We start from the raw sequence: 19,589 nt of genomic DNA, 5'->3' as shown, positions 1-19,589 counted from the left end.
TTGCTAGATGACGGCGCTCAGGCTGAAGAACGCCCGGCCCGCGTCGATTTCCCGCAGCGAGGCGCTGAGCGGCTCGCTGGCCTTGCGCGCGATGTCGATCAGACCCAGGCCCGAGCCGCTGCTGGCCTCCGCGTCGCGGGGCTTGCGCAGCTGTTCCTTGTAGCTGGCCTTGAGCTGGGCCTTGTCCTGTCGGGCCAGGGCGTTGATCCGCCCGAGCAGCGAATGGCCGTCGGCGATTTCCACCACGTTCCCGGCCGACACGACGTGGCGGCCGTCTTCCTTGTTGGCCACGATGACCGTGGCCATCGCTTCATGTTCGGCATAGCCCTGGGCGCTGGCATAGTGCCGGATGTTCTGAGTCATTTCGATGTAGGCGCCGAAAACGTCCATGGCCGCCGAGGGCTGCACCTGCTCCGCCTGCAGGTAGTTGCGCAGCGCATTGCCGATTTCCTCGATCAGGCTGCGCGAGATGGGGCCGTTGAAACACAGCATGATGCGGTCGCGGGTGAAGCTTTCGCGCATGGCGAAAAGGTCGATCGAATCCATCATGACTCCGCGCTAAGGTTGGCCTGCTCGAACTTGAATGACAAGACGGTAATATCGTCGCGCTGCGGTTGGCGGCCCTGGTAGTCTACCAATGCCTGCGTGACGGCGCGGGCCTGCTGGTCGAGCGGTAGCCCGGCCACCGACTGCAGCAGGTCGACCAGGCGGCGATTCCCGAAACTGAAGCCATGCTCACCTCCGGATTGGTCCAGCAGGCCATCGGTGACGAGGTAGAAGGTGCGATCGGCAAGAGGCAGCGTGGCGTTGGTATATTCCCCGACGCGCTTTTCCCCCAGGGCGCGGCGGGCGCCCTTGTATTCCTCGACCGCGTCCCCGCTGCTGGCGTAGAGCGTCATTTTCGCGCCGGCGAAGCGCAACTGTCCAGCATGCCGGTCTACGTAGACCAGGGCCGCATCCATGTTCGTGGCCAGCGCGCGCGGCAGTTCGGCATCGCTCAGCATGGCCCGCATGGCCGCGTCCGTGCGCGTCAGGATGGCTGCGGGATCGCCCGGGCCGGCCTCGGAAATGGCGTGGTCGATGGCGGCGCGGGCCAGCATGGTCATCAGCGCGCCCGCGACGCCGTGGCCGGCGCAATCGACCACGCCCAGCAGGCAGTTGTCGCCGTCGGCCCGGAACACGTAGAAATCGCCCCCTACCACGTCGCGGGGCTTCCACAGCACGAAATGGTGCCGCCCCAGGGACTGCACCAACTGGCGGTCGGGCAGGATCGCGCGCTGGATCAGGCTGGCGTAGTCGATGGAGTCGTCGATGGTCTTGTGGGTGGCGGCCATGCGTTCGTTGGCTTCCTCCAGCGCCTGGGTGCGCTCGCGCACCCGCTGTTCCAGCTCGGCGGTGTGCGAGCGGACTTTCTCGGCCATGACGCCGAAGGCGCGGCTCAGTTCGCCGATCTCGTCGCTGCCGCCTTTGGGCAGGGTGACGTCGTAGCGGCCGGCCGAGATTGCCTGGGCCGTGTGCTGCAGCCGGCGCAGAGGCGCCAGCATCAGCCGGTCGACCGCGTAGCCGAAGCCCAGGAGCAGCAGGAACAGCACGGCGGCAAGCGCCAGCAGCGCCGGCACCAGCCACTGGTAATTGACGATGCGGGCGATGCCCAGGTCCACCGACGTCAGGACATACCACCGCAGCTCGGGCAGGTAGACCAGCGCGACGGCCGATTTCGCGCCGTTCAGCGTGGCGAACAGCGGAATGGCGCTGCCGGGGCGGGCCAGGGCATCGGCCATGGCCTGCTGCAGCTGGGTGCGCTCGGCATCGCGGGCCACCAGCCCCTGGACCGTGCGCTGGGCGGTTTCCTCGGCCGTCATGGACTTGTAGGCGATGCGCGTGGCGTCGGGGTGGACCTGGATGTTGCCCTGGCGGTCGAAGATGATGGTGCTCACGCCCGGCTCCACGCCCTCCATGAAGCCCTTGAGGAAGGTGGTCAGGTCCAGGCCCGTGCCTATCATGCCCAGCCGTTCCTGGCCGTCGCGCACCTGCACGTTGAACCAGAACTTGGTCACGCCCAGGACGTGGTTGACGTCGATCTGCAGGTCGTAGGGCGCGCTGTCCTGCATGGTCGAGAAGAACCACGCGTCCTTGGGTTCGGAACGTTTCAGTGTGTAGCGGGGCGTTTCGACCGTAGGTCCCTTGTCGTCGTTGTAATAGTAGGACGGCGTGCCGTCGATGACGAAATAGGAGTGGTCGCGGAAATCATGCTGGTAGCCCCGGGCTTCCCGGAAGAAGCGGCTGCGTTTCTCGGGGTTGGCCGGGTCGCGCATCCAGTCCAGCGTCAGGGTCGAGCTGGCCATGCGCTGGGCCAGCGCCAGCTCGCGCATGACGGGGGCCAGCAGCTTCTGCTCGCTCAGCAGCGTGTGGTTGCGGGCGTAGGCGACGCCGAAATATTCGCGCACGGCGTTGATGCCCTGCCAGGCCAGCAGCGCCGCCGGCACCAGGGCCACGGCGCAGGCGAACAACAATGCCAGTAGCGATTTACCCCTCAGACCCAGCATGGCCATGCGGATTTCCTTGACAAGCGCGACATGCCGATCCGGCGAAGCCGCGATTGTGCCGGGCGCGCGCGGCGCATGCAACGAAACGTTGCGCTGCCGCCCGCCAGGCGGGGTGAGGTTTATGCATCGCATTACCTGGAGGGCAGTGGACGGGCGCGGCCATTGGGCCTAGAGTCAAGGATCGCGATGCGCGAATCGGTCGTCGCGAGGGACGACCGCTGGTTCAGACTATCGGAGACAGGCTTATGACCACGGAGCTTGCCAGAGAAGTCCGGCCCGCCGTGCTGGACGGCGCCGTTCGCTTCACCGCCCGGTTCGAGGGCCGCAAATCCCAGGAGTTCGAAATTTCCGCCGATGTGCTGCGCGAGCACTTCGGTGCCTCGGACGCGTCCGCCGACGCGCTGCTTGCCGCCTTCCACCGGGGCCGGCACGAGATCCTGACCGCGGCGCAGGAAACCCTGGGCACGCCCACCAGCGGCATCGTCCAGCTGGGGACGGGCGACTTCCGCGCCTAATCGCGCCGGCTCTTCCCTGTCACGATACTGGCCGCGCCGCGGCCCGCCTGCGTGCGACCGTGGCCAGCACGATGCCGGTCGCGATCAGGCCGATGCCCGCCAGATGGAAGAGGTGGACCCGCTCCCCCAGGAACGCGACTGCCAGCAGCGTGCCGAAGACCGGCATCAGGTGGATGAACAGGCTGGCGGGCCCCGCGCCTATCAGTTCCACGCCGCGGTTGTAGAAGAAATTGGCGACGATGCCGGGTAGCAGGATCACATAGGCGATGGCCAGCGCGCTGGGCAGGCCGGCCTCGATGCGCGCGCCCTGCGCATGTTCGTACAGGTACAGCGGCAGCAGCATCAGCGTGCCCATCAGGAAGGTGACGGTCAGCAGGCTGAGCGGGTGGATGGCCGGGCGGCGAGCCAGCAAGGTGGTGTACAAGCCCCAGACCGCGACCGCGGCGACGATCCAGGCGTCCCCGGGATTGAGCGCGAAGGCGAGCAGGTCCTGCGGACGGCCGCGGGTGGCGATGGCGGCGATGCCCGCCAGGGAAATGGCCACGCCGGCGATCTGGGCCAGCGAGGCGCGCTGGCCCAGCAGCATGAACGAGAACAGCAGCGTCACCATGGGAATGGCCGACTGCATCAGCAGCGCGTTGACGGCGGACGTCTCCCGCAGTCCGATGTAGACCAGCGTGTTGAAGCCGGCGATGCCCAGCAGCGACAGCAGGAGCAGGATGGGCAGGTGCCGCCTGATGACAGGCAGGTCGGCCCGCCAATGCCTGCGCGCCAGCACCAGCAGGATCAGCGTGCCGCCGGCCCAGCGCCAGAAGGCCAGTGCGATGGGAGGCACGGAGCCGCCGGCCGCGCGTCCCACGATGAAATTGCCCGACCAGAACAGCACGGTGGTGATGAGGAGGAAATAGGCGGAATTCCAGAGTCGGGTGGCAGGCATGGAGGCGGGCGTGGGTTGGAGGGCCAGGGTTGGTCGTGCGGTCCGGTTTGCCCGGAGGCTTGTGACAAGCGCGTGCAGACGCTACACTAAGAACCGCTGCAGGGGCTTGCGCCCGCGCCGACAAGGCGCGGCCGGTCTTGCCGGTGGTCACGAACCCGGCTCCCAAAACGCTCCCGCATCATCACAGGCCGGTTCAGCATAACGTAGAACTCCGCCAGCTCGCCCTGAAGGTCGGGCCGGTCGTCCAGGCCACATGCTCTAAGAATCAGAACCCGTATTGGGAACCATACGGATTACGCCCGTTTGATCACACGCTCATGAACACCAGCGAGGCAAGGCTCGTGCTGGAGACTGCGCTCTTGTGCGCGCAGGAACCGTTGCAATTGTCGGAACTGCGCAAGCTGTTCGCCGACGAAGTCGGCAACGATACGCTACGCGGCCTGTTGCAGGACATCCACCAGTCATGGGCCGAACGCGGTATCGAGCTCGTTGCGCTGGCCAGCGGCTGGCGGTTCCAGAGCCGGCCCGCCATGCGGCCCTATCTCGAACGCCTCAATCCCGAGCGGCCGCCGAAGTATTCGCGCGCCGTCATGGAAACGCTGGCGATCGTGGCCTACAGGCAGCCCGTCACGCGCGGCGACATCGAGGAAATCCGCGGCGTGACCGTGTCCTCGCAGGTCATCAAGACGCTCGAGGATCGCGGCTGGATCGAGGTCATCGGCCACCGCGACGCGCCCGGCCGACCGGCGCTGTTCGGCACCACGCGCCATTTCCTGGACGACCTGGGGCTGAAGGCGCTGGACGAGCTGCCGCCGCTGGAGTCCGCCGAATCCGTGGCCGCGCTGAGCGGGCTGGATGGATCCGGGGACCTGTCCCTGGCGGTGGAAGGGGCCGGGCAGGACATGCCGGGCGAGGCCGACGACGCCGCCGCCAATGACGATACGGCCGCCGAGGCGGCCGTCGCTGAAGAGGCGGTCCTGGTCGAAGAGGTGGTGGTCGCCGAAGAAGCGGTGATCGTCGAAGAAGTGCGGGGGGGCGAGGACGCCGTCGCCGCCGAGGGCATCGACCTCGGCGACAGCGGCTCGGACGAGGCTCCCGCCGACACGCCGGACATCCAGGAAACGGTGGACGAGGAAATCGTCGCCGAGGCCGCCGCGGACGAACCCGCCGGCCACGAAGAAGCCGATATGCAAGCGCCTGACGCCGAGCCGGCGCCGGACGTCGAGGACGAGGAGTCCTCGGTTACGAAGACAAGCAACCAAGACCATACATGAACGAAACCACGCACGATATGCCCCCCGCCGAAGGCGTGGAGGCGTCCGCTCCGTCGGAGACAGGTGCGCCCACGCAGGAAAAGGCCCGGGGCCGGCGGAATTTGCGTACGCCTTTTCGCCGCCGCCGTCCGACCGATGAGGCCGCGCCCGAGGCCGGCGCGCCGGCCGACGCGCCCGCCGCCGAAGGCGAGCAGGCTGCGCTGTTCCCCGCCGAAGCCAAACCGCAGCGCCGCAAGCCGCGCGCAGCGAAGGGCCCCCAGGAGGCCAAGAGCCCTCGGGCTGCCAAGGGTCCGAAGCCGCCGCAACAGCAGCGGCGCGGGGGCCAGAAGCGCCGCGAAGCGGGTGTCCAGGCCGAGGCCGATGGCACGCAGCTGGCGCTGCCCGACCTGAGCCCCGAGGAACAGCGCGCGGCCGAGAAAGAGGCCGACCAGGCGCTGTCCTTCCTCGACAAGGCTCCCGATCTCAAGCGCCGCCTGGGCAAGTATCTGTCCAGCGAGGCCGTCATGCCCAAGCTGCACAAGGTGCTGGCCGACGCCGGCATCGGCTCGCGGCGGGAGATGGAAGAGCTGATCGTGGCTGGCCGCGTGTCGGTCAACGGCGAACCCGCCCACATCGGCCAGCGCGTGGCGCCCAACGACCAGGTCCGCGTCAACGGCAAGCTGGTGCAACGGCGCCATACCACGCGCCCGCCGCGGGTCGTGCTCTACCACAAGCCCGCGGGCGAGATCGTCACGCAGGACGATCCCGAGGGCCGCGCCACGGTGTTCTCGCGGCTGCCCAAGATCAAGAACGGCAAATGGCTGTCCATCGGCCGCCTCGACCTGAACACCGAGGGCCTGCTGATCTTCACGACTTCCGGCGACCTGGCCAATCGTCTCATGCATCCCCGCTATGGGCAGGAACGCGAATATGCGGTGCGCGTGCTGGGCGAGATGACCGACGATCAGCGCCGGGCGCTGGTCGAAGGCGTGCCGCTGGAAGACGGCATGGCCGCGTTCGGCTCCCTGGACTACCTGGGCGGCGACGGCAGCAACCGTTGGTACCGCGTCACGCTGCAGGAAGGCCGCAACCGCGAAGTGCGGCGCATGTTCGAGTCGCAGGGCGTGGTGGTGAGCCGTCTGCTGCGCACCCGTTTCGGCGACGTGTCCCTGCCGCGCGGCCTGCGCCGCGGACGGTGGGAAGAACTCGATCCCTCGCTGGTGACCGCGTTGCAGGTTCAGTTGGGCCTGGTCCGCGCGGACGACGAGGAAGGCGGGCGCCGGGGCCGGCGCAGCACGCAACCCGTGTCGCATGAGGCCGCGCTGCCCCCGGGCTTCGGCACGCTGGAGCAGAACGGCATGCATGGCGCCCGCGTCGGCCGCAAGGGCCGTATCCAGGGCGGCAAGGCGGCGATGCCGGGCGTGGCGCAAAGTTTTCCCTCCGATCCGTATGGCACCGGCCAGAGTTTCGCGGGTGGGCTGCCCAATGGGCATCCCCATGGCGGCGGCGAGCGTGCCAATGGGCCCGGCGGGCGCAAGCCAGGGAAGAAAGGTCCGGCCCGTCCGGGCGGGCGGTCCGAGGGTCGCAAGCCCGAGGCCGGTGCCGCTGCCGGCGGACGTGCCCAGCGCGGCCGCCCCGCCAAGGGCGGCAACGGTCCGAAGGCAGGGAAGGGCGGCGGACGCGGCCCGAGCGAAGAGCGCCAACCCCGCGGCGCCTCGGCCCACGAATCCCACCTGGGATTCCTGGGTGGGGCGAACGGACGGGCACGGCGGGGCCGTGGCTAGGCGGACTCCTGTGGCGCGGTGGCCATTGGCTTGAAAAAAAGGCCGATTTGGCTTAACATCTACAGGCTAGACACCGCGTTTAGGGTTCAGTGCACGATCAGGGCACTTTTCGAGCCGGTCTTCACCTTGCGCGATGGCGGCCCCCGGCGTTTCAGGGGGTGGCTGGTGTGTACAGGGCAGGAGGGTTCTCCGGTTGAAAGGCGGTCTGCGGCATTCGTGCCCAAAGGCTGGTTCCCGGTTGAGTCCTCCGACAACAGAACAGGCGGTCGTTCGGGTCATGCGGCGCGTAAGCGCGCGATCGGAACGATGTCGCAAAATGGGCTGGGCCGTGCAGCCCATTTTTTTTTGGTTTTCCGGTTCGTGTCCGTCGGATTCCTGGCCTGTGCCGGGCGATGGGCCACGGCCGATACACGGCGGCATGCCAGGCATGCCGTTCACGAACGAGGGCGCATAACGAGGCATGGCAGATCTTTTTCAGCTTACCGAACAATCCCTGGCGGGCCTGGGGGTTGAACTGGTCGACGTGGAACGCGCCGGGCAGGGGCTGCTGCGTGTCACGATAGATCGCGAAGGCGGGGTGCGCATCGAGGACTGCGAAGCGGTCTCGCGCCAGTTGTCGCGGGTCTACGAGGTCGAGAACATCGACTACGCGCGACTGGAAGTCGGCTCGCCGGGCACCGATCGTCCGCTGCGCACCGCCAGGGACTTTACCCGGTTCGCCGGCGAGCGCGCACAGATCAAGCTGCGCCTGCCGTTCGAGGGACGCAAGGTTTTCGCCGGCACGCTGGTCGTTCCGGACCCCGATCCGGCCGCACAGGCGGATGGGACAGACAAAGGCGCCGAACCCGAGACGTTCGGCATCGAATTCGAAGCAAAGGAAGGGGATATCCAGGTACTGCGGTTCACGCTCGACGAGATCGAGCGGGCCAAGCTGGATCCGGTTCTGAATTTCAGGGGCAAAAAGCCATGAGCCGCGAGATTCTGTTGTTGGTGGACGCGCTGGCGCGCGAGAAGAACGTCACGCGCGACGTGGTGTTCGGTGCTCTCGAGAGCGCGCTGGCCTCCGCCATGAAGAAGCTCTACAAAGAGGATGTCGACATTCGTGTCGCGATCGACCGCGAGACGGGCGACCATGAGGCGTTCCGCCGCTGGCTGGTCGTGCCCGACGAAGCCGGCCTGCAGATGCCCGACCAGCAGACGCTGCTGTCGGAAGCGCGCGAAGTCGTGCCCAACATCGAACTGGACGACTACGTCGAAGAGGCGCTCGAGCCCATCGAGTTCGGCCGCATCGGCGCGCAAGCCGCCAAGCAGGTCATCCTGCAGCGGATCCGCGACGCCGAGCGCGAGCAGCTGCTGAACGATTTCCTGGAGCGCGGCGAATCCATCGTGTCCGGCACCATCAAGCGCATGGACAAGGGCGACGCCATCATCGAGATCGGCAAGGTCGAGGCGCGCCTGCCGCGATCGGAAATGATCCCGAAGGAAAACCTGCGCGTGGGCGACCGCGTGCGGGCCTACCTGAAGGGCATCGATCGCCAGGCCCGCGGCCAGCAGATCATCCTGTCGCGCGCCACGCCGCTGTTCATCGCCCAGCTGTTCGAGAACGAAGTGCCCGAGATCGAGCAGGGCCTGCTCGAGCTCAAGGGCGCGGCCCGGGATCCCGGCGTGCGCGCCAAGATTGCCGTGGTCGCCCACGACCGCCGCATCGACCCGATCGGCACCTGCGTCGGCATGCGCGGTTCGCGCGTGCAGGCGGTGCGCAACGAGCTGGGCGGTGAGCAGGTCGATATCGTGCTATGGTCCGAGGATCCTGCGCAGTTCGTGATCGGCGCGCTGGCGCCGGCCAACGTCCAGTCCATCGTGGTCGACGAAGACCGCCATGCCATGGACGTGGTGGTCGACGAGGACAACCTGGCGATCGCCATCGGCCGCAGCGGCCAGAACGTGCGCCTGGCGTCCGAGCTGACCGGCTGGCAGATCAACATCATGACGCCTGACGAAAGCCAGGCCAAGCAGGAGCAGGAGCACAGCTCCCTGCGCGAAACCTTCATGTCCAAGCTGGACGTCGACCAGGAAGTGGCCGACATCCTGATCGAGGAAGGCTTCACGGGCCTGGAGGAAATCGCCTACGTTCCGATCCAGGAACTGCTGGAGATCGAAGCCTTCGACGAGGACACGATCAACGAACTGCGCAATCGTGCCCGCAATGCCTTGCTGACCGAGGCCATCGCGCAGGAAGAGCGGGTCGAGACCGCGCAGGATCTGCTGAGTCTGGAAGGCGTGACGCCCGAGCTGGCCGCCAAGCTGGCGGAAGGCCAGGTGCTTACGCGCGACGACCTGGCGGACCTGTCCGTCGACGAACTGATCGAGTTGACCGGCATCGATGAAGAGCAGGCCAAGCAGCTCATCGTCCGTGCGCGCGCGCACTGGTTCGAGCAGGCTTGAGTTTGCCCATACCGTCGATCAGCCACACCGGGGAAGAGAAACGAATGTCGAGTAACACTGTCGCCCAGTTCGCAACCGAGCTGAAATTGCCCGCCAACGTACTGCTGGAGCAGCTGCGCGCCGCGGGAGTAAGCATCAAGTCGGTCGACGATACCGTCACCGAAAGCGACAAGGCACAACTGCTCGAATCGTTGCGCCGTGCCCATGGTGCGTCCGAGGACCGCAAGAAGATCACGGTCACCCGCAAGCAGACGTCCGAGATCAAGCAGGCCGATGCCACCGGCAAGGCCCGCACGATCCAGGTCGAGGTGCGCAAGAAGCGCGTCTTCATCAAGCGCGATGCCGGCGACGGCGCCGAGCTGGAAGCCGGCCAGGCCCGTCCCGAGGACGAGGTGCGCGCCAGCCAGGTGGAAGCCGAGGCCCAGGAAGCCGAGCGCCTCGAGCGCGAGCAGCAGGAGGCGCAGGCGCGCGAGCGCGCCGAGGCCGAGGAACGCGAACGCCGCGAGGCCGAGGCGCGCCTGCGCGAAGTCGAGGAGCAGGCCCGTCTGGCCGCCGAGCGCGCTGCTAGGGAAGCCGAGGAAGCCGCGGCTGAAGCCGAGAAAGCCAAGCATGCCGCCGCCGAGGCGGCCGCTGCCCAATCCACCCACCCTGCCGTGCCCGAGGGAGGGGCTGCAGTGAGCGATGTCGTAGCAAGCCAGGCTGCGTCGAGCGCCGAAGCGGCGCGCGTCAAGGCCGAAGAGGCCCGCAAGAAGGCGGAAGAAATGCGCAAGGCCGATGCCAAGGCCGCGGAAGCGCGTGACAAGGCGCGCCGTGCCGCCGAGGCCGAGGCCGCCGCGCTGCGCGAGATGCTCAGCCGTCCGCGCAACAAGGTCCTGCATGCTCCGCAGCCGGCGCCTGCGCCGGCCGCGGCCCCGACGGCGCCGATCGCCGGTACGCTGCACAAGCCGGCCGCGAAGGCCGCCGCCGGGGACAGCAAGGCCGCGCCGGCCGCCAAGAAGGACGACAAGGCCGCGCCGGGCAAGAAGGTCCTGAAGGCCGGGGCCGTTGCCTCGACCTGGTCCGACGATGCCTCGCGCAAGAAGGGCCTGAAGACCCGCGGCGATGCCCCGGGCGCCAGCCGCGACGGTTGGCGTGGCGGTGGCCGCGGTGGCCGGAACCGGCACCAGGACCAGAAGACACAGCAGGTGGTCGAGAACATCGTGCGCGAAGTGCACGTGCCCGAGACCATTTCGGTGGCCGACCTGGCCCACAAGATGGCGGTCAAGGCGGCCGAGGCCATCAAGGTCCTCATGAAGATGGGCCAGATGGTCACCATCAACCAGGTGCTGGACCAGGAAACGGCCATGATCGTGGTCGAGGAACTCGGCCACACCGCGATCGCGGCCAAGCTGGACGATCCCGAAGCCTTCCTGGACCAGGCGCCGGCCTCGGACGCCGTGGAAATGCCGCGTGCGCCGGTCGTGACCGTCATGGGCCACGTCGACCACGGCAAGACCTCGCTGCTGGACTACATCCGCCGCGCCAAGGTCGCCTCGGGCGAAGCGGGCGGGATCACGCAGCACATCGGCGCCTACCACGTGGAAACCGAGCGCGGCGTGGTCACCTTCCTGGATACCCCGGGCCACGAGGCGTTCACGGCCATGCGGGCGCGCGGCGCCCAGGCCACGGACATCGTGATCCTGGTGGTGGCGGCCGACGACGGCGTCATGCCCCAGACCAAGGAAGCCATCCACCATGCCAAGGCGGCAGGCGTGCCCATCGTGGTGGCGATCAACAAGATCGACAAGCCCGAGAGCAACCCCGACCGCGTCAAGCAGGAACTGGTGGCCGAGGAAGTCGTGCCGGAAGAATACGGTGGCGATTCGCCCTTCGTGCCCGTGTCTGCCAAGACCGGCGCCGGCATCGACGAACTGCTCGAGCAGGTACTGCTGCAGGCCGAAGTCCTGGAGCTGAAGGCGCCGGTCGATGCGCCGGCCAAGGGCCTGGTCATCGAAGCCAAGCTGGACAAGGGCCGCGGCCCGGTCGCGACCATCCTGGTCCAGAGCGGCACGCTCAAGCGCGGCGACGCCGTGCTGGCCGGCGCGAGCTTCGGCCGGGTGCGCGCGATGCTGGACGAAGTGGGCAAGCCGATTGCCGAAGCGGGTCCGTCCATTCCGGTCGAGATCCAGGGCCTGACCGAGGTCCCGGCCGCCGGCGACGAGCTGATGGTGCTGAGCGACGAGCGCAAGGCGCGCGAAATCGCGCTGTTCCGCCAGGGCAAGTTCCGCGACGTCAAGCTGGCTCGCCAGCAGGCCGCGAAGCTGGAGTCGCTGTTCGACAACATGGGCGAGGGCGTGCAGACGCTGGCGCTCATCGTCAAGACCGACGTCCAGGGTTCGCAGGAAGCACTGGTCCAGGCACTGACCAAGCTGTCCACCGACGAGGTGCGCGTGCAGGTCGTGCACGCGGCGGTCGGCGGTGTGTCGGAAAGCGACATCAACCTGGCCATCGCCTCGAAGGCGGTCGTCATCGGCTTCAACGTGCGGGCGGATGCCAGCGCCAAGAAGCTGGCCGAGAACAACGGCATCGACGTGCGCTACTACAACATCATCTACGACGCCGTGGATGACGTGAAGTCGGCCATGTCGGGCATGCTGGCCCCCGAGAAGCGCGAAGAGGTCATCGGCCTGGTCGAGATCCGCGAGGTCTACAACGTGTCCCGCATCGGCAACATCGCGGGCTGCATGGTGCTCGACGGCGTGGTCCGCCGCAATTCGCAGGTCCGCCTGCTGCGCAACAACGTGGTCCAGTGGACCGGCGAGGTCGATTCGCTGCGCCGCTTCAAGGACGACGTGCGGGAAGTCAAGTCCGGCTTCGATTGCGGTATCACGCTGCGCAACAACAACGACATCGCGATCGGCGACCAGCTCGAGGTGTTCGAGGTGAAGGAAGTGGCGCGTACCCTGTAAGGGGCACGTGCAGGCAGATGAGTCGTCACAGGCAGAAGAAGCTCCCCGGCGGCGGCCGCAACCAGCGGCTCGCCGACCAGATCCAGAAGGATCTGGCCGAAATGATCCAGCGCGAGGTCGATACGGCCCGCGCCGGGCTGGTCACGCTTACGGGCGTGGACCTGACGCCCGACTACGCCCATGCCAAGGTGTATTTCACCGTCATGGGCGCCGAGCCGTCCCAGGCTGAAACCGCGCTGAATGAAAAAGCGGGGTGGCTGCATTCGCTGTTGTTCAAGCAACTGCACATCCACACCGTTCCCACGCTGCATTTCTTCCACGACCGCCAGATGTCGCGCGGCATGGAAATGAACCGGCTGATCGCCCAGGCCAATACGCCGGGCGTCAAGGCCGACGAACTGGCCGAATCCAGCCAGGCCGGCCAGGACGCGCGCGAGGGTATCGCGCCGGCAGAACCGTCCGCTCCTGACGACGACCGCGCGTAAGCCGCGCCGCGTCCTTTTTTTCCGACGATTGCGATGGCTTCCCGACGCGGGCGTGCGCTGGATGGTGTGTTGTTGCTGGATAAACCCGAGGGCTTGTCCAGCAATCATGCCTTGCAGCGCGCTCGGCGCATCCTGGATGCGCGCAAGGCGGGGCATACCGGGACGCTGGATCCGTTCGCGACAGGCCTGATGGTGCTGTGCTTCGGCGAGGCGACCAAGTTCTCCGGCGGGATGTTCGATGCCGACAAGAGCTATACCGCCACGCTGGCGCTGGGCGAGGAAACCGACAGCGGCGACCGTACGGGCGTGCCGGTCGGCTTCCCCGGCCAGGATCCCGCGGCGGCCGTGGACGAGGCGGGGATGCTCGACGTGTTGTCACGCTTCGTCGGCAGGATTTCGCAGGTGCCGCCCATGTATTCGGCGCTCAAGCGCGACGGCAAGCCCTTGTACGAATACGCGCGCGAGGGCGTCGAGCTGGAGCGGGAACCGAGGCAGGTCACGATTCATGGATTGCGGCTGCTGTCGCTGTCCGGACGATCGGCGACGATCGACGTCGCATGTAGCAAGGGCACCTACGTCCGTACGCTGGCGCAGGACGTCGGCCGGGCGCTGGGATGCGGCGCGCACCTGACGGCGCTGCGCCGCACGCGCACGGCGGGGTTCGATTTGGCCCAGGCCTGGACGCTGGAGCGGCTGGAAGCCCTGGCCGATCCGGCCGGCGCGCTGCTGCCGATCGAGTCGCTGCTGGCCGACCTGCCGGTCGTGCGGCTGGACGCCGCGGCGGCCCGGCGCTTCATGCAGGGACGCAAGGAAAGAATGGTCGCCGGCGATGCAACCGGCACGGCGGCCGCCGAGACAGATGCAGGCAAGGTCCGGGTTGCCGGACCGGACGGTGGATTCCTGGGAACGGCTCGCTGCGAGGACGGCTGGCTGCAGCCCGACAGATTGATTTCATTCAAGGAAACGACATGACACGCGCATTGCGCAACGTGGCGATCATCGCCCACGTGGACCATGGCAAGACGACCCTGGTGGACCAGCTGCTGCGGCAGGCGGGCACCTTCCGCGAGAACGAACAGATAGCCGAACGGGTCATGGACTCGAACGACATCGAAAAGGAACGTGGCATCACGATCCTGGCCAAGAACTGCGCGGTCGAATACGAAGGCACGCACATCAACATCGTGGACACCCCGGGGCACGCCGACTTCGGCGGCGAGGTCGAGCGGGTGCTGTCCATGGTGGACGGCGTGCTGCTGCTGGTCGACGCGGTCGAGGGCCCGATGCCCCAGACCCGTTTCGTGACGCGCAAGGCCCTGGCCCTTGGCCTCAAGCCCATCGTGGTGATCAACAAGATCGACCGCCCGGGTGCCCGTCCGGACTGGGTCATCAACCAGACCTTCGACCTGTTCGACAAGCTGGGCGCGAGCGAAGAGCAGCTCGACTTCCCGGTGGTCTACGCCTCGGGCCTGAACGGCTACGCGGGCCTGACCGAGGAAGTGCGCAGCGGCGACATGAAGCCGCTGTTCGACGTGATCCTGGACAAGGTGCCGGTGCGCAACGACGACGCCGACGGTCCGCTGCAACTGCAGATCGTGTCGCTGGATTATTCCAGCTACGTCGGCAAGATCGGCGTGGGCCGCATCACCCGCGGGCGCGTGCGTCCGCTGCAGGACGTGGTGATCAAGTTCGGTCCCGAAGGGAACCCGATCAAGGGCCGCGTCAACCAGGTGCTGAAGTTCCGTGGCCTGGAGCGCGAGATCGTTCCCGAGGCGCAGGCCGGCGACATCGTCCTGATCAACGGCATCGACGAGCTGGGCATCGGCTGCACGGTGTGCGCGCCCGACACGCCCGAGGCCCTGCCCATGATCAAGGTCGACGAACCGACCCTGACCATGAACTTCTGCGTGAACACCTCGCCGCTGGCCGGCCGCGAAGGCAAGTTCGTGACCAGCCGCCAGCTGCGCGACCGCCTGGACCGCGAACTCAAGTCCAACGTGGCGCTGCGTGTGCGCGATACCGGCGACGACACCGTGTTCGAGGTGTCGGGCCGTGGCGAACTGCACCTGACCATCCTGCTGGAAAACATGCGCCGCGAAGGCTATGAACTGGCGGTTTCGCGTCCGCGCGTGGTCTTCAAGGATATCGACGGCGTCAAGTGCGAGCCGTTCGAACTGCTGACGGTGGACGTCGAGGACGGCCACCAGGGCTCGGTGATGGAAGAGCTAGGCCGTCGCAAGGGCGAGCTGCTGGACATGGCCTCGGACGGCAAGGGCCGCACCCGCCTGGAGTACCGCATTCCCGCTCGCGGCCTGATCGGTTTCCAGGGCGAGTTCATGACGCTGACGCGCGGCACGGGCCTGATCAGCCACGTGTTCGACGAATACGCTCCGGTGCGCGACGGCACCCTGGGCGAGCGCCACAACGGCGTGCTGATCAGCCAGGAAGACGGCGATGCCGTGGCCTACGCGCTGTGGAAGCTGCAGGATCGCGGCCGCATGTTCGTCTCGCCCGGCGAGGCGCTGTACGAAGGGATGATCATCGGCATCCACAGCCGCGACAACGACCTGGTGGTCAACCCGATCAAGGGCAAGCAACTCACCAACGTCCGCGCCTCGGGCACGGACGAGGCCGTGCGCCTGGTTCCGCCCATCCAGCTGACGCTGGAGTACGCGGTGGAGTTCATCGCCGACGACGAACTGGTCGAGATCACGCCCAAGAACATCCGTCTGCGCAAGCTGCACCTGAAAGAGCACGACCGCAAGCGGGCCAGCCGCGAAGCCGCCTGACGGGCCGTCGGCAAAGCCAGGGAAAAGGGGAGCGTAAGCTCCCCTTTTTTCATGTTTGCCGGCTGGCCCGATCCCGTGTTCCGCCATACAGATCCCGCCGGGCATGCCGTTAATGGCTTGAGTGAGTTTTCGTCGCCGCGCCGGTGCGCCATGCCCCGGCGGGTCGCGTGCAAGGGGATCGAATGAGCGCGGTAATGCATGATACGAGTGGTTTTTCCGGCGGCGAGACACGTCCCGCCCCGGTGTCCTTGACGGCCCGGTCGTCGCTGAAGGGCCGGCTGGCGGCCCTGGTGGCCCTGGCGGTGGTGCTGCTGCTGGCGGTTCAGGGATGGTCCGTCTACAGCGAGCGGCAATTGCTGCTCGAGGCCAAGAAGTCGGAGATCCTGGCCGTGGCTCAGGGCGCCTGGGGGATCGTCAACCACTACCAGGAACAGCAGCAGAAGGGGCAGTTGACCCAGCAGCAGGCGCAAGAGGCCGCCAAGGCCGCGCTGCAGGGCTTGCGCTATGGCGGCGGCAACGGCAAGGCCGAATACATCTTCGTCACCGACGAGCAGGGCCTGATCGTGATGAACGGGGGCAATCCCGCGCTGGCCGGCTCCAACGCCATCACCCGCTCGGGCGACAAGCGCGATCCGGGCGTGGCCATGCAGGAGCGCATGGCCGCCATGCGCGATGGGGGTGGGCAGAGCACCATGCGCATCCTGTTCGCCCGGCCCGGCGAAACGGAGCCCGTGCCCAAGCTGAACATCTACAAGCATTTCCAGCCCTGGAACTGGGTGATCGGCACCGGCGTGTACATCGACGACCTGGACCAAGTCATCTCGCGCCGGCTCGTCACCGGCATCGGCACGGCACTCGCGCTGGCGGTGGTCCTGCTGCTGGCCAGCGGCCTCATCGCCCGCGGCGTCATCCGGCAGATCGGGGGCGAGCCGCGTGCCGTGCTCGACATCATGCGCCGCGCCGCCGGCGGTGATCTCAGCCAGAAGCTGCCGGATGCCGAGCCGGGCAGCCTGCTGGACGGCTTCGCCCGGATGTCGGAGTCCGTGCGCAACCTGATCGCGCGGGTCCGCGAGGAAGCCGCCACCATGAAGCGCGACGCCCATCGCATCGCCGAATCGGTGAACCAGGTCTCCGCCGCGGCGGTCCAGCAGAGCGATGCGACGTCCTCGATGGCCGCGGCGGTCGAGGAACTGACGGTGTCGGTGGCCCATATCTCCGATGCGGCCAGCCAGACCCAGCACAATTCCGAGGGTGTGGCCGAGAAATGCCGCGATGGCGAGACCCGCGTCATGAGCGCGGCCGAAAGCATGAAGCGCATCGCCAGCGCGGTGGGCGAGGCCTCGCACAAGATCCGCGGCCTGGAGGAAAGGGCGGTGCAGATCAATTCCATCGCCGCCTCGATCAAGGAAATCGCCGGACAGACCAACCTGCTGGCCCTGAACGCGGCCATCGAGGCCGCCCGGGCCGGCGAGCAGGGCCGGGGCTTCAGCGTGGTGGCGGACGAGGTCCGCAAGCTGGCCGAGCGCACGTCGTCGGCCACGGTGGAAATCGAGGAAATGGTCAGCGCGGTCCAGCGCGAAACGGCCGAGTCCACCGTGACGATGGAGCACATTCTGCCCATGGTGGCCGAAGGCACCAGCCTGGCCGACGAAGTGGCGGTGTCGCTGCGCGAGATCAGCTCCAGCGCGGACACCTCGCTCGAGCGCGTGCGCGAAGTGGCCCATGCGACCAAGGAGCAATCGGCCGCCAGTACCTCGATCGCCCAGCAGGTGGAGAGCATCGCCCAGATGGTGGAGGAAACCACGGCCGCCATGGGCGAGACAGCCCGCTCGGCCGAGGAAATGCGCGAGATGGCCGAGCGGCTGGATCGGATGGTGGGGGTGTTCCGGGTCTAGGCCCGGGAGCCTGGCGGCGGATTCATCCGGTCGTCGATCCCAGTCGCGCCAGGGCCTCGCCCGTGACGCGCACGATGCGCCACTCGGGCAGCACGTCGGCGCCCATGGCCTCGTAGAAATCGATGGCGGGCTGGTTCCAGTCCAGCACGCTCCACTCGAAACGGCCGCAGCGGCGTTCCACCGCCAGGGCGGCCAGGGCGCGCAGCAGGCGCTTGCCCAGCCCCCGGCCACGCTGGTCGGGGGCCACGTACAAGTCCTCCAGGTACAGGCCCCGGCGGCCGAGGAAGGTGGAATAGTTGTGGAAGAAGAGGGCATAGCCCACCACGTCGCCTTCCACGTCCGCCACCAGGCATTCCGCGGCCGGATGCGGCCCGAACAAGGCGTCCCGCAGGTCTTCGTCGCGGGCCAGGAACAGGTGGGTCAGGTTTTCGTATTCCGCCAGTCCGCGCATCAGGGCGAGGATGGGCGCGACGTCCTCCAGCCGCGCCGGCCTGACCGTGGCATGCGCGCTCATATCCCGCCCAGGCACACGTACTTCATCTCGAGGTAGTCGTCGATACCGTAGACCGAGCCCTCGCGGCCCAGGCCCGACTGCTTGACGCCGCCGAAGGGGGCGACCTCGTTCGAGATCAGGCCGGTGTTGACGCCGACCATGCCGTATTCCAGCGCCTCGGCCACGCGGAAGATGCGGCCGATGTCGCGGCTGTAGAAGTACGAGGCGAGCCCGAACTCGGTGTCGTTGGCCAGGCGGATGACGTCGGCCTCGTCGCGGAAGCGGACCACGGGAGCGACCGGGCCGAAGGTTTCCTCGCGCATGCACAGCATGTCCTCGGACACGTCGGCCAGCACCGTGAGTTCGTAGAAGCGGCCGCCCAGCGCGTGCCGCTTGCCGCCCGCCAGGATCCGGGCGCCCTTGCTCACGGCGTCCTGCACGTGCTGGTCGACCTTGGCGATGGCGGCCTCGTCGATCAGCGGGCCCTGGGCGACGCCGGCGTCGAAGCCGCTACCCACCGTCAGGCCGCCGGTGCGCTCGGCCAGTTTGCGGACGAAGGCGTCATAGATGCTGTCGTGCACGTAGAAGCGGTTGGTGCAGACGCAGGTCTGCCCGGCGTTGCGGTACTTGGAGGCGATCGCGCCGTCCACGGCGGCGTCCAGGTCGGCGTCTTCGAAGACGATGAAGGGTGCCAGGCCGCCCAGCTCCAGCGACAGCTTCTTGATGGTGGGAGCGCTTTGCTGCATCAGGATGCGGCCCACCGGCGTGGAGCCGGTGAAGGTGAGCTTGCGCACCACCGGGCTCGCGCACAGCGCCTTGCCGGCGGCGATGGAGCGTTCGCTGTCGGCCGTCACGATGTTCAGCACCCCGGCGGGCAGGCCGGCGCGATGCGCCAGTTCCGCCAGCGCCAGCGCGGACAGCGGGGTCTGCTCGGCGGGCTTGAGCACCATGGTGCAGCCGGCGGCCAGCGCCGGACCGGCCTTGCGGGTAATCATGGCCAGCGGGAAATTCCACGGCGTGATGGCCGCGCACACGCCTATGGGCTCGCGCAGCACCAGCATCCGCGTGCCGGCGGCCACGGGCGCCAGCGTATCGCCGGCGATGCGTTTTCCTTGTTCGGCGAACCATTCGACGAACGAGGCGGCATAGGCGACCTCGCCCTTGGCCTCGGCCAGCGGCTTGCCCTGTTCCAGCGTCATCAGCGCCGCCAGGTCGTCGGCATGCGCCAGGATCAGCTCGAACCAGCGCCTCAGGATGGCGGCCCGGTCCTTTGCCGTGCGGGCCCGCCACGGGCCGAACGCGGCCTGGGCCGCGGCGATGGCCTCCTCGGCCTGCGAGCCGTCCAGGTCGGCGACGCGGGCCAGTGTCCTGCCGTCGGCCGGATTGTCGACCGCGAAGGTGGCGCCGTCCCGGGCATCCACCCACGCGCCGCCTATGTAGGCCTGGTTTCTGAAAAGACGGGAATCCGCCAGTTGGGGCGGGGCGGCAGGGCGATCCAT

15 protein-coding genes are annotated in these 19,589 nt (G+C 67.7%); 10 read left to right on the top strand and 5 right to left on the bottom strand.

The window, feature by feature from the left end; all coding sequences use genetic code 11:
* Positions 1–3 precede the first annotated feature (3 nt).
* Positions 4–546 carry a biofilm regulation protein kinase SiaB gene (gene siaB / locus EGT29_RS16380; RefSeq protein WP_124692392.1) on the bottom strand — a complete coding sequence of 181 codons (543 nt, stop codon included), beginning with the start codon at positions 544–546 and terminating at the stop codon, positions 4–6.
* Positions 546–2,552 (bottom strand): biofilm regulation protein phosphatase SiaA, encoded by a 2,007-nt coding sequence (gene siaA / locus EGT29_RS16375; protein WP_124689981.1) that lies wholly within the window; start codon positions 2,550–2,552, stop codon positions 546–548. The genes siaB and siaA overlap by 1 nt, the downstream gene beginning before the upstream one ends.
* Positions 2,553–2,791: 239 nt before the next feature.
* On the opposite strand from siaA, the gene EGT29_RS16370 reads away from it, so the two are divergent.
* Positions 2,792–3,061: a DUF1488 family protein gene (locus EGT29_RS16370; protein WP_124689980.1), complete on the top strand. Its 270-nt coding sequence runs from the start codon at positions 2,792–2,794 to the stop codon at positions 3,059–3,061.
* A 19-nt stretch (positions 3,062–3,080) separates the two neighbouring features.
* Here the strand turns inward: EGT29_RS16370 and EGT29_RS16365 are convergent, their stop codons facing one another.
* Positions 3,081–3,998, bottom strand: coding sequence for a DMT family transporter (locus EGT29_RS16365; RefSeq protein WP_124689979.1), 918 nt, complete (start codon positions 3,996–3,998; stop codon positions 3,081–3,083).
* A gap of 317 nt (positions 3,999–4,315) precedes the next feature.
* Between EGT29_RS16365 and scpB the strand changes: the two genes are divergently transcribed.
* The 9 genes from scpB (at position 4,316) to EGT29_RS16320 (ending at position 17,597) form a co-directional block, all read left to right on the top strand.
* Positions 4,316–5,272 carry an SMC-Scp complex subunit ScpB gene (scpB, locus tag EGT29_RS16360; protein ID WP_124689978.1) on the top strand — a complete coding sequence of 319 codons (957 nt, stop codon included), beginning with the start codon at positions 4,316–4,318 and terminating at the stop codon, positions 5,270–5,272.
* 101 nt (positions 5,273–5,373) lie between these two features.
* Entirely contained in the window at positions 5,374–7,035 is a 1,662-nt protein-coding gene (gene rluB, locus EGT29_RS16355; protein WP_370282403.1) for a 23S rRNA pseudouridine(2605) synthase RluB, read from the top strand.
* A gap of 460 nt (positions 7,036–7,495) precedes the next feature.
* The gene (gene rimP, locus EGT29_RS16350) at positions 7,496–8,005 is read left to right on the top strand and encodes a ribosome maturation factor RimP (RefSeq protein WP_124689977.1); all 510 of its coding nucleotides are present in this window, start codon (positions 7,496–7,498) and stop codon (positions 8,003–8,005) included.
* Positions 8,002–9,480: a transcription termination factor NusA gene (gene nusA, locus EGT29_RS16345; protein WP_124689976.1), complete on the top strand. Its 1,479-nt coding sequence runs from the start codon at positions 8,002–8,004 to the stop codon at positions 9,478–9,480. The genes rimP and nusA overlap by 4 nt, the downstream gene beginning before the upstream one ends.
* A gap of 44 nt (positions 9,481–9,524) precedes the next feature.
* Positions 9,525–12,428 carry a translation initiation factor IF-2 gene (gene infB / locus EGT29_RS16340; protein ID WP_124689975.1) on the top strand — a complete coding sequence of 968 codons (2,904 nt, stop codon included), beginning with the start codon at positions 9,525–9,527 and terminating at the stop codon, positions 12,426–12,428.
* A gap of 17 nt (positions 12,429–12,445) precedes the next feature.
* Positions 12,446–12,913 carry a 30S ribosome-binding factor RbfA gene (gene rbfA, locus EGT29_RS16335; protein WP_124689974.1) on the top strand — a complete coding sequence of 156 codons (468 nt, stop codon included), beginning with the start codon at positions 12,446–12,448 and terminating at the stop codon, positions 12,911–12,913.
* A gap of 33 nt (positions 12,914–12,946) precedes the next feature.
* Complete coding sequence (gene truB, locus EGT29_RS16330; RefSeq protein ID WP_124689973.1) at positions 12,947–13,885, top strand: tRNA pseudouridine(55) synthase TruB; 939 nt, start codon at positions 12,947–12,949, stop codon at positions 13,883–13,885.
* Positions 13,882–15,702 carry a translational GTPase TypA gene (gene typA / locus EGT29_RS16325; RefSeq protein ID WP_124689972.1) on the top strand — a complete coding sequence of 607 codons (1,821 nt, stop codon included), beginning with the start codon at positions 13,882–13,884 and terminating at the stop codon, positions 15,700–15,702. The genes truB and typA overlap by 4 nt, the downstream gene beginning before the upstream one ends.
* A 194-nt stretch (positions 15,703–15,896) precedes the next feature.
* Positions 15,897–17,597, top strand: coding sequence for a methyl-accepting chemotaxis protein (locus EGT29_RS16320; protein ID WP_124689971.1), 1,701 nt, complete (start codon positions 15,897–15,899; stop codon positions 17,595–17,597).
* A 22-nt stretch (positions 17,598–17,619) separates the two neighbouring features.
* On the opposite strand, the gene EGT29_RS16315 is transcribed toward EGT29_RS16320, so the two are convergent.
* Both EGT29_RS16315 and EGT29_RS16310 read right to left on the bottom strand, forming a co-directional pair.
* Positions 17,620–18,111 carry a GNAT family N-acetyltransferase gene (locus EGT29_RS16315; RefSeq protein ID WP_124689970.1) on the bottom strand — a complete coding sequence of 164 codons (492 nt, stop codon included), beginning with the start codon at positions 18,109–18,111 and terminating at the stop codon, positions 17,620–17,622.
* Entirely contained in the window at positions 18,108–19,589 is a 1,482-nt protein-coding gene (locus tag EGT29_RS16310) for an NAD-dependent succinate-semialdehyde dehydrogenase (RefSeq protein ID WP_124689969.1), read from the bottom strand. Before EGT29_RS16310 ends, EGT29_RS16315 begins: the two co-directional genes overlap by 4 nt.

Origin of the sequence: Pigmentiphaga sp. H8 (assembly GCF_003854895.1) — a bacterium.
In the GTDB taxonomy this organism is placed as follows: Bacteria; Pseudomonadota; Gammaproteobacteria; order Burkholderiales; family Burkholderiaceae_B; genus Pigmentiphaga.
The sequence above is the reverse complement of the archived record's forward strand: the minus strand, read 5'-3'. Positions and strand labels throughout refer to the sequence as shown.

What these genes read in the sequence shown, in the direction of transcription:
- rimP (WP_124689977.1), top strand. Translation starts at nt 7,496, where the DNA reads ATGGCAGATCTTTTTCAGCTTACCGAACAATCCCTGGCGGGCCTGGGG.
- siaA (WP_124689981.1), bottom strand. Translation starts at nt 2,552, where the DNA reads ATGGCCATGCTGGGTCTGAGGGGTAAATCGCTACTGGCATTGTTGTTC.
- rbfA (WP_124689974.1), top strand. Translation starts at nt 12,446, where the DNA reads ATGAGTCGTCACAGGCAGAAGAAGCTCCCCGGCGGCGGCCGCAACCAG.
- siaB (WP_124692392.1), bottom strand. Translation starts at nt 546, where the DNA reads ATGGATTCGATCGACCTTTTCGCCATGCGCGAAAGCTTCACCCGCGAC.
- nusA (WP_124689976.1), top strand. Translation starts at nt 8,002, where the DNA reads ATGAGCCGCGAGATTCTGTTGTTGGTGGACGCGCTGGCGCGCGAGAAG.
- typA (WP_124689972.1), top strand. Translation starts at nt 13,882, where the DNA reads ATGACACGCGCATTGCGCAACGTGGCGATCATCGCCCACGTGGACCAT.
- EGT29_RS16315 (WP_124689970.1), bottom strand. Translation starts at nt 18,111, where the DNA reads ATGAGCGCGCATGCCACGGTCAGGCCGGCGCGGCTGGAGGACGTCGCG.
- scpB (WP_124689978.1), top strand. Translation starts at nt 4,316, where the DNA reads ATGAACACCAGCGAGGCAAGGCTCGTGCTGGAGACTGCGCTCTTGTGC.
- EGT29_RS16320 (WP_124689971.1), top strand. Translation starts at nt 15,897, where the DNA reads ATGCATGATACGAGTGGTTTTTCCGGCGGCGAGACACGTCCCGCCCCG.
- truB (WP_124689973.1), top strand. Translation starts at nt 12,947, where the DNA reads ATGGCTTCCCGACGCGGGCGTGCGCTGGATGGTGTGTTGTTGCTGGAT.
- infB (WP_124689975.1), top strand. Translation starts at nt 9,525, where the DNA reads ATGTCGAGTAACACTGTCGCCCAGTTCGCAACCGAGCTGAAATTGCCC.
- EGT29_RS16370 (WP_124689980.1), top strand. Translation starts at nt 2,792, where the DNA reads ATGACCACGGAGCTTGCCAGAGAAGTCCGGCCCGCCGTGCTGGACGGC.
- EGT29_RS16310 (WP_124689969.1), bottom strand. Translation starts at nt 19,589, where the DNA reads ATGGATCGCCCTGCCGCCCCGCCCCAACTGGCGGATTCCCGTCTTTTC.
- EGT29_RS16365 (WP_124689979.1), bottom strand. Translation starts at nt 3,998, where the DNA reads ATGCCTGCCACCCGACTCTGGAATTCCGCCTATTTCCTCCTCATCACC.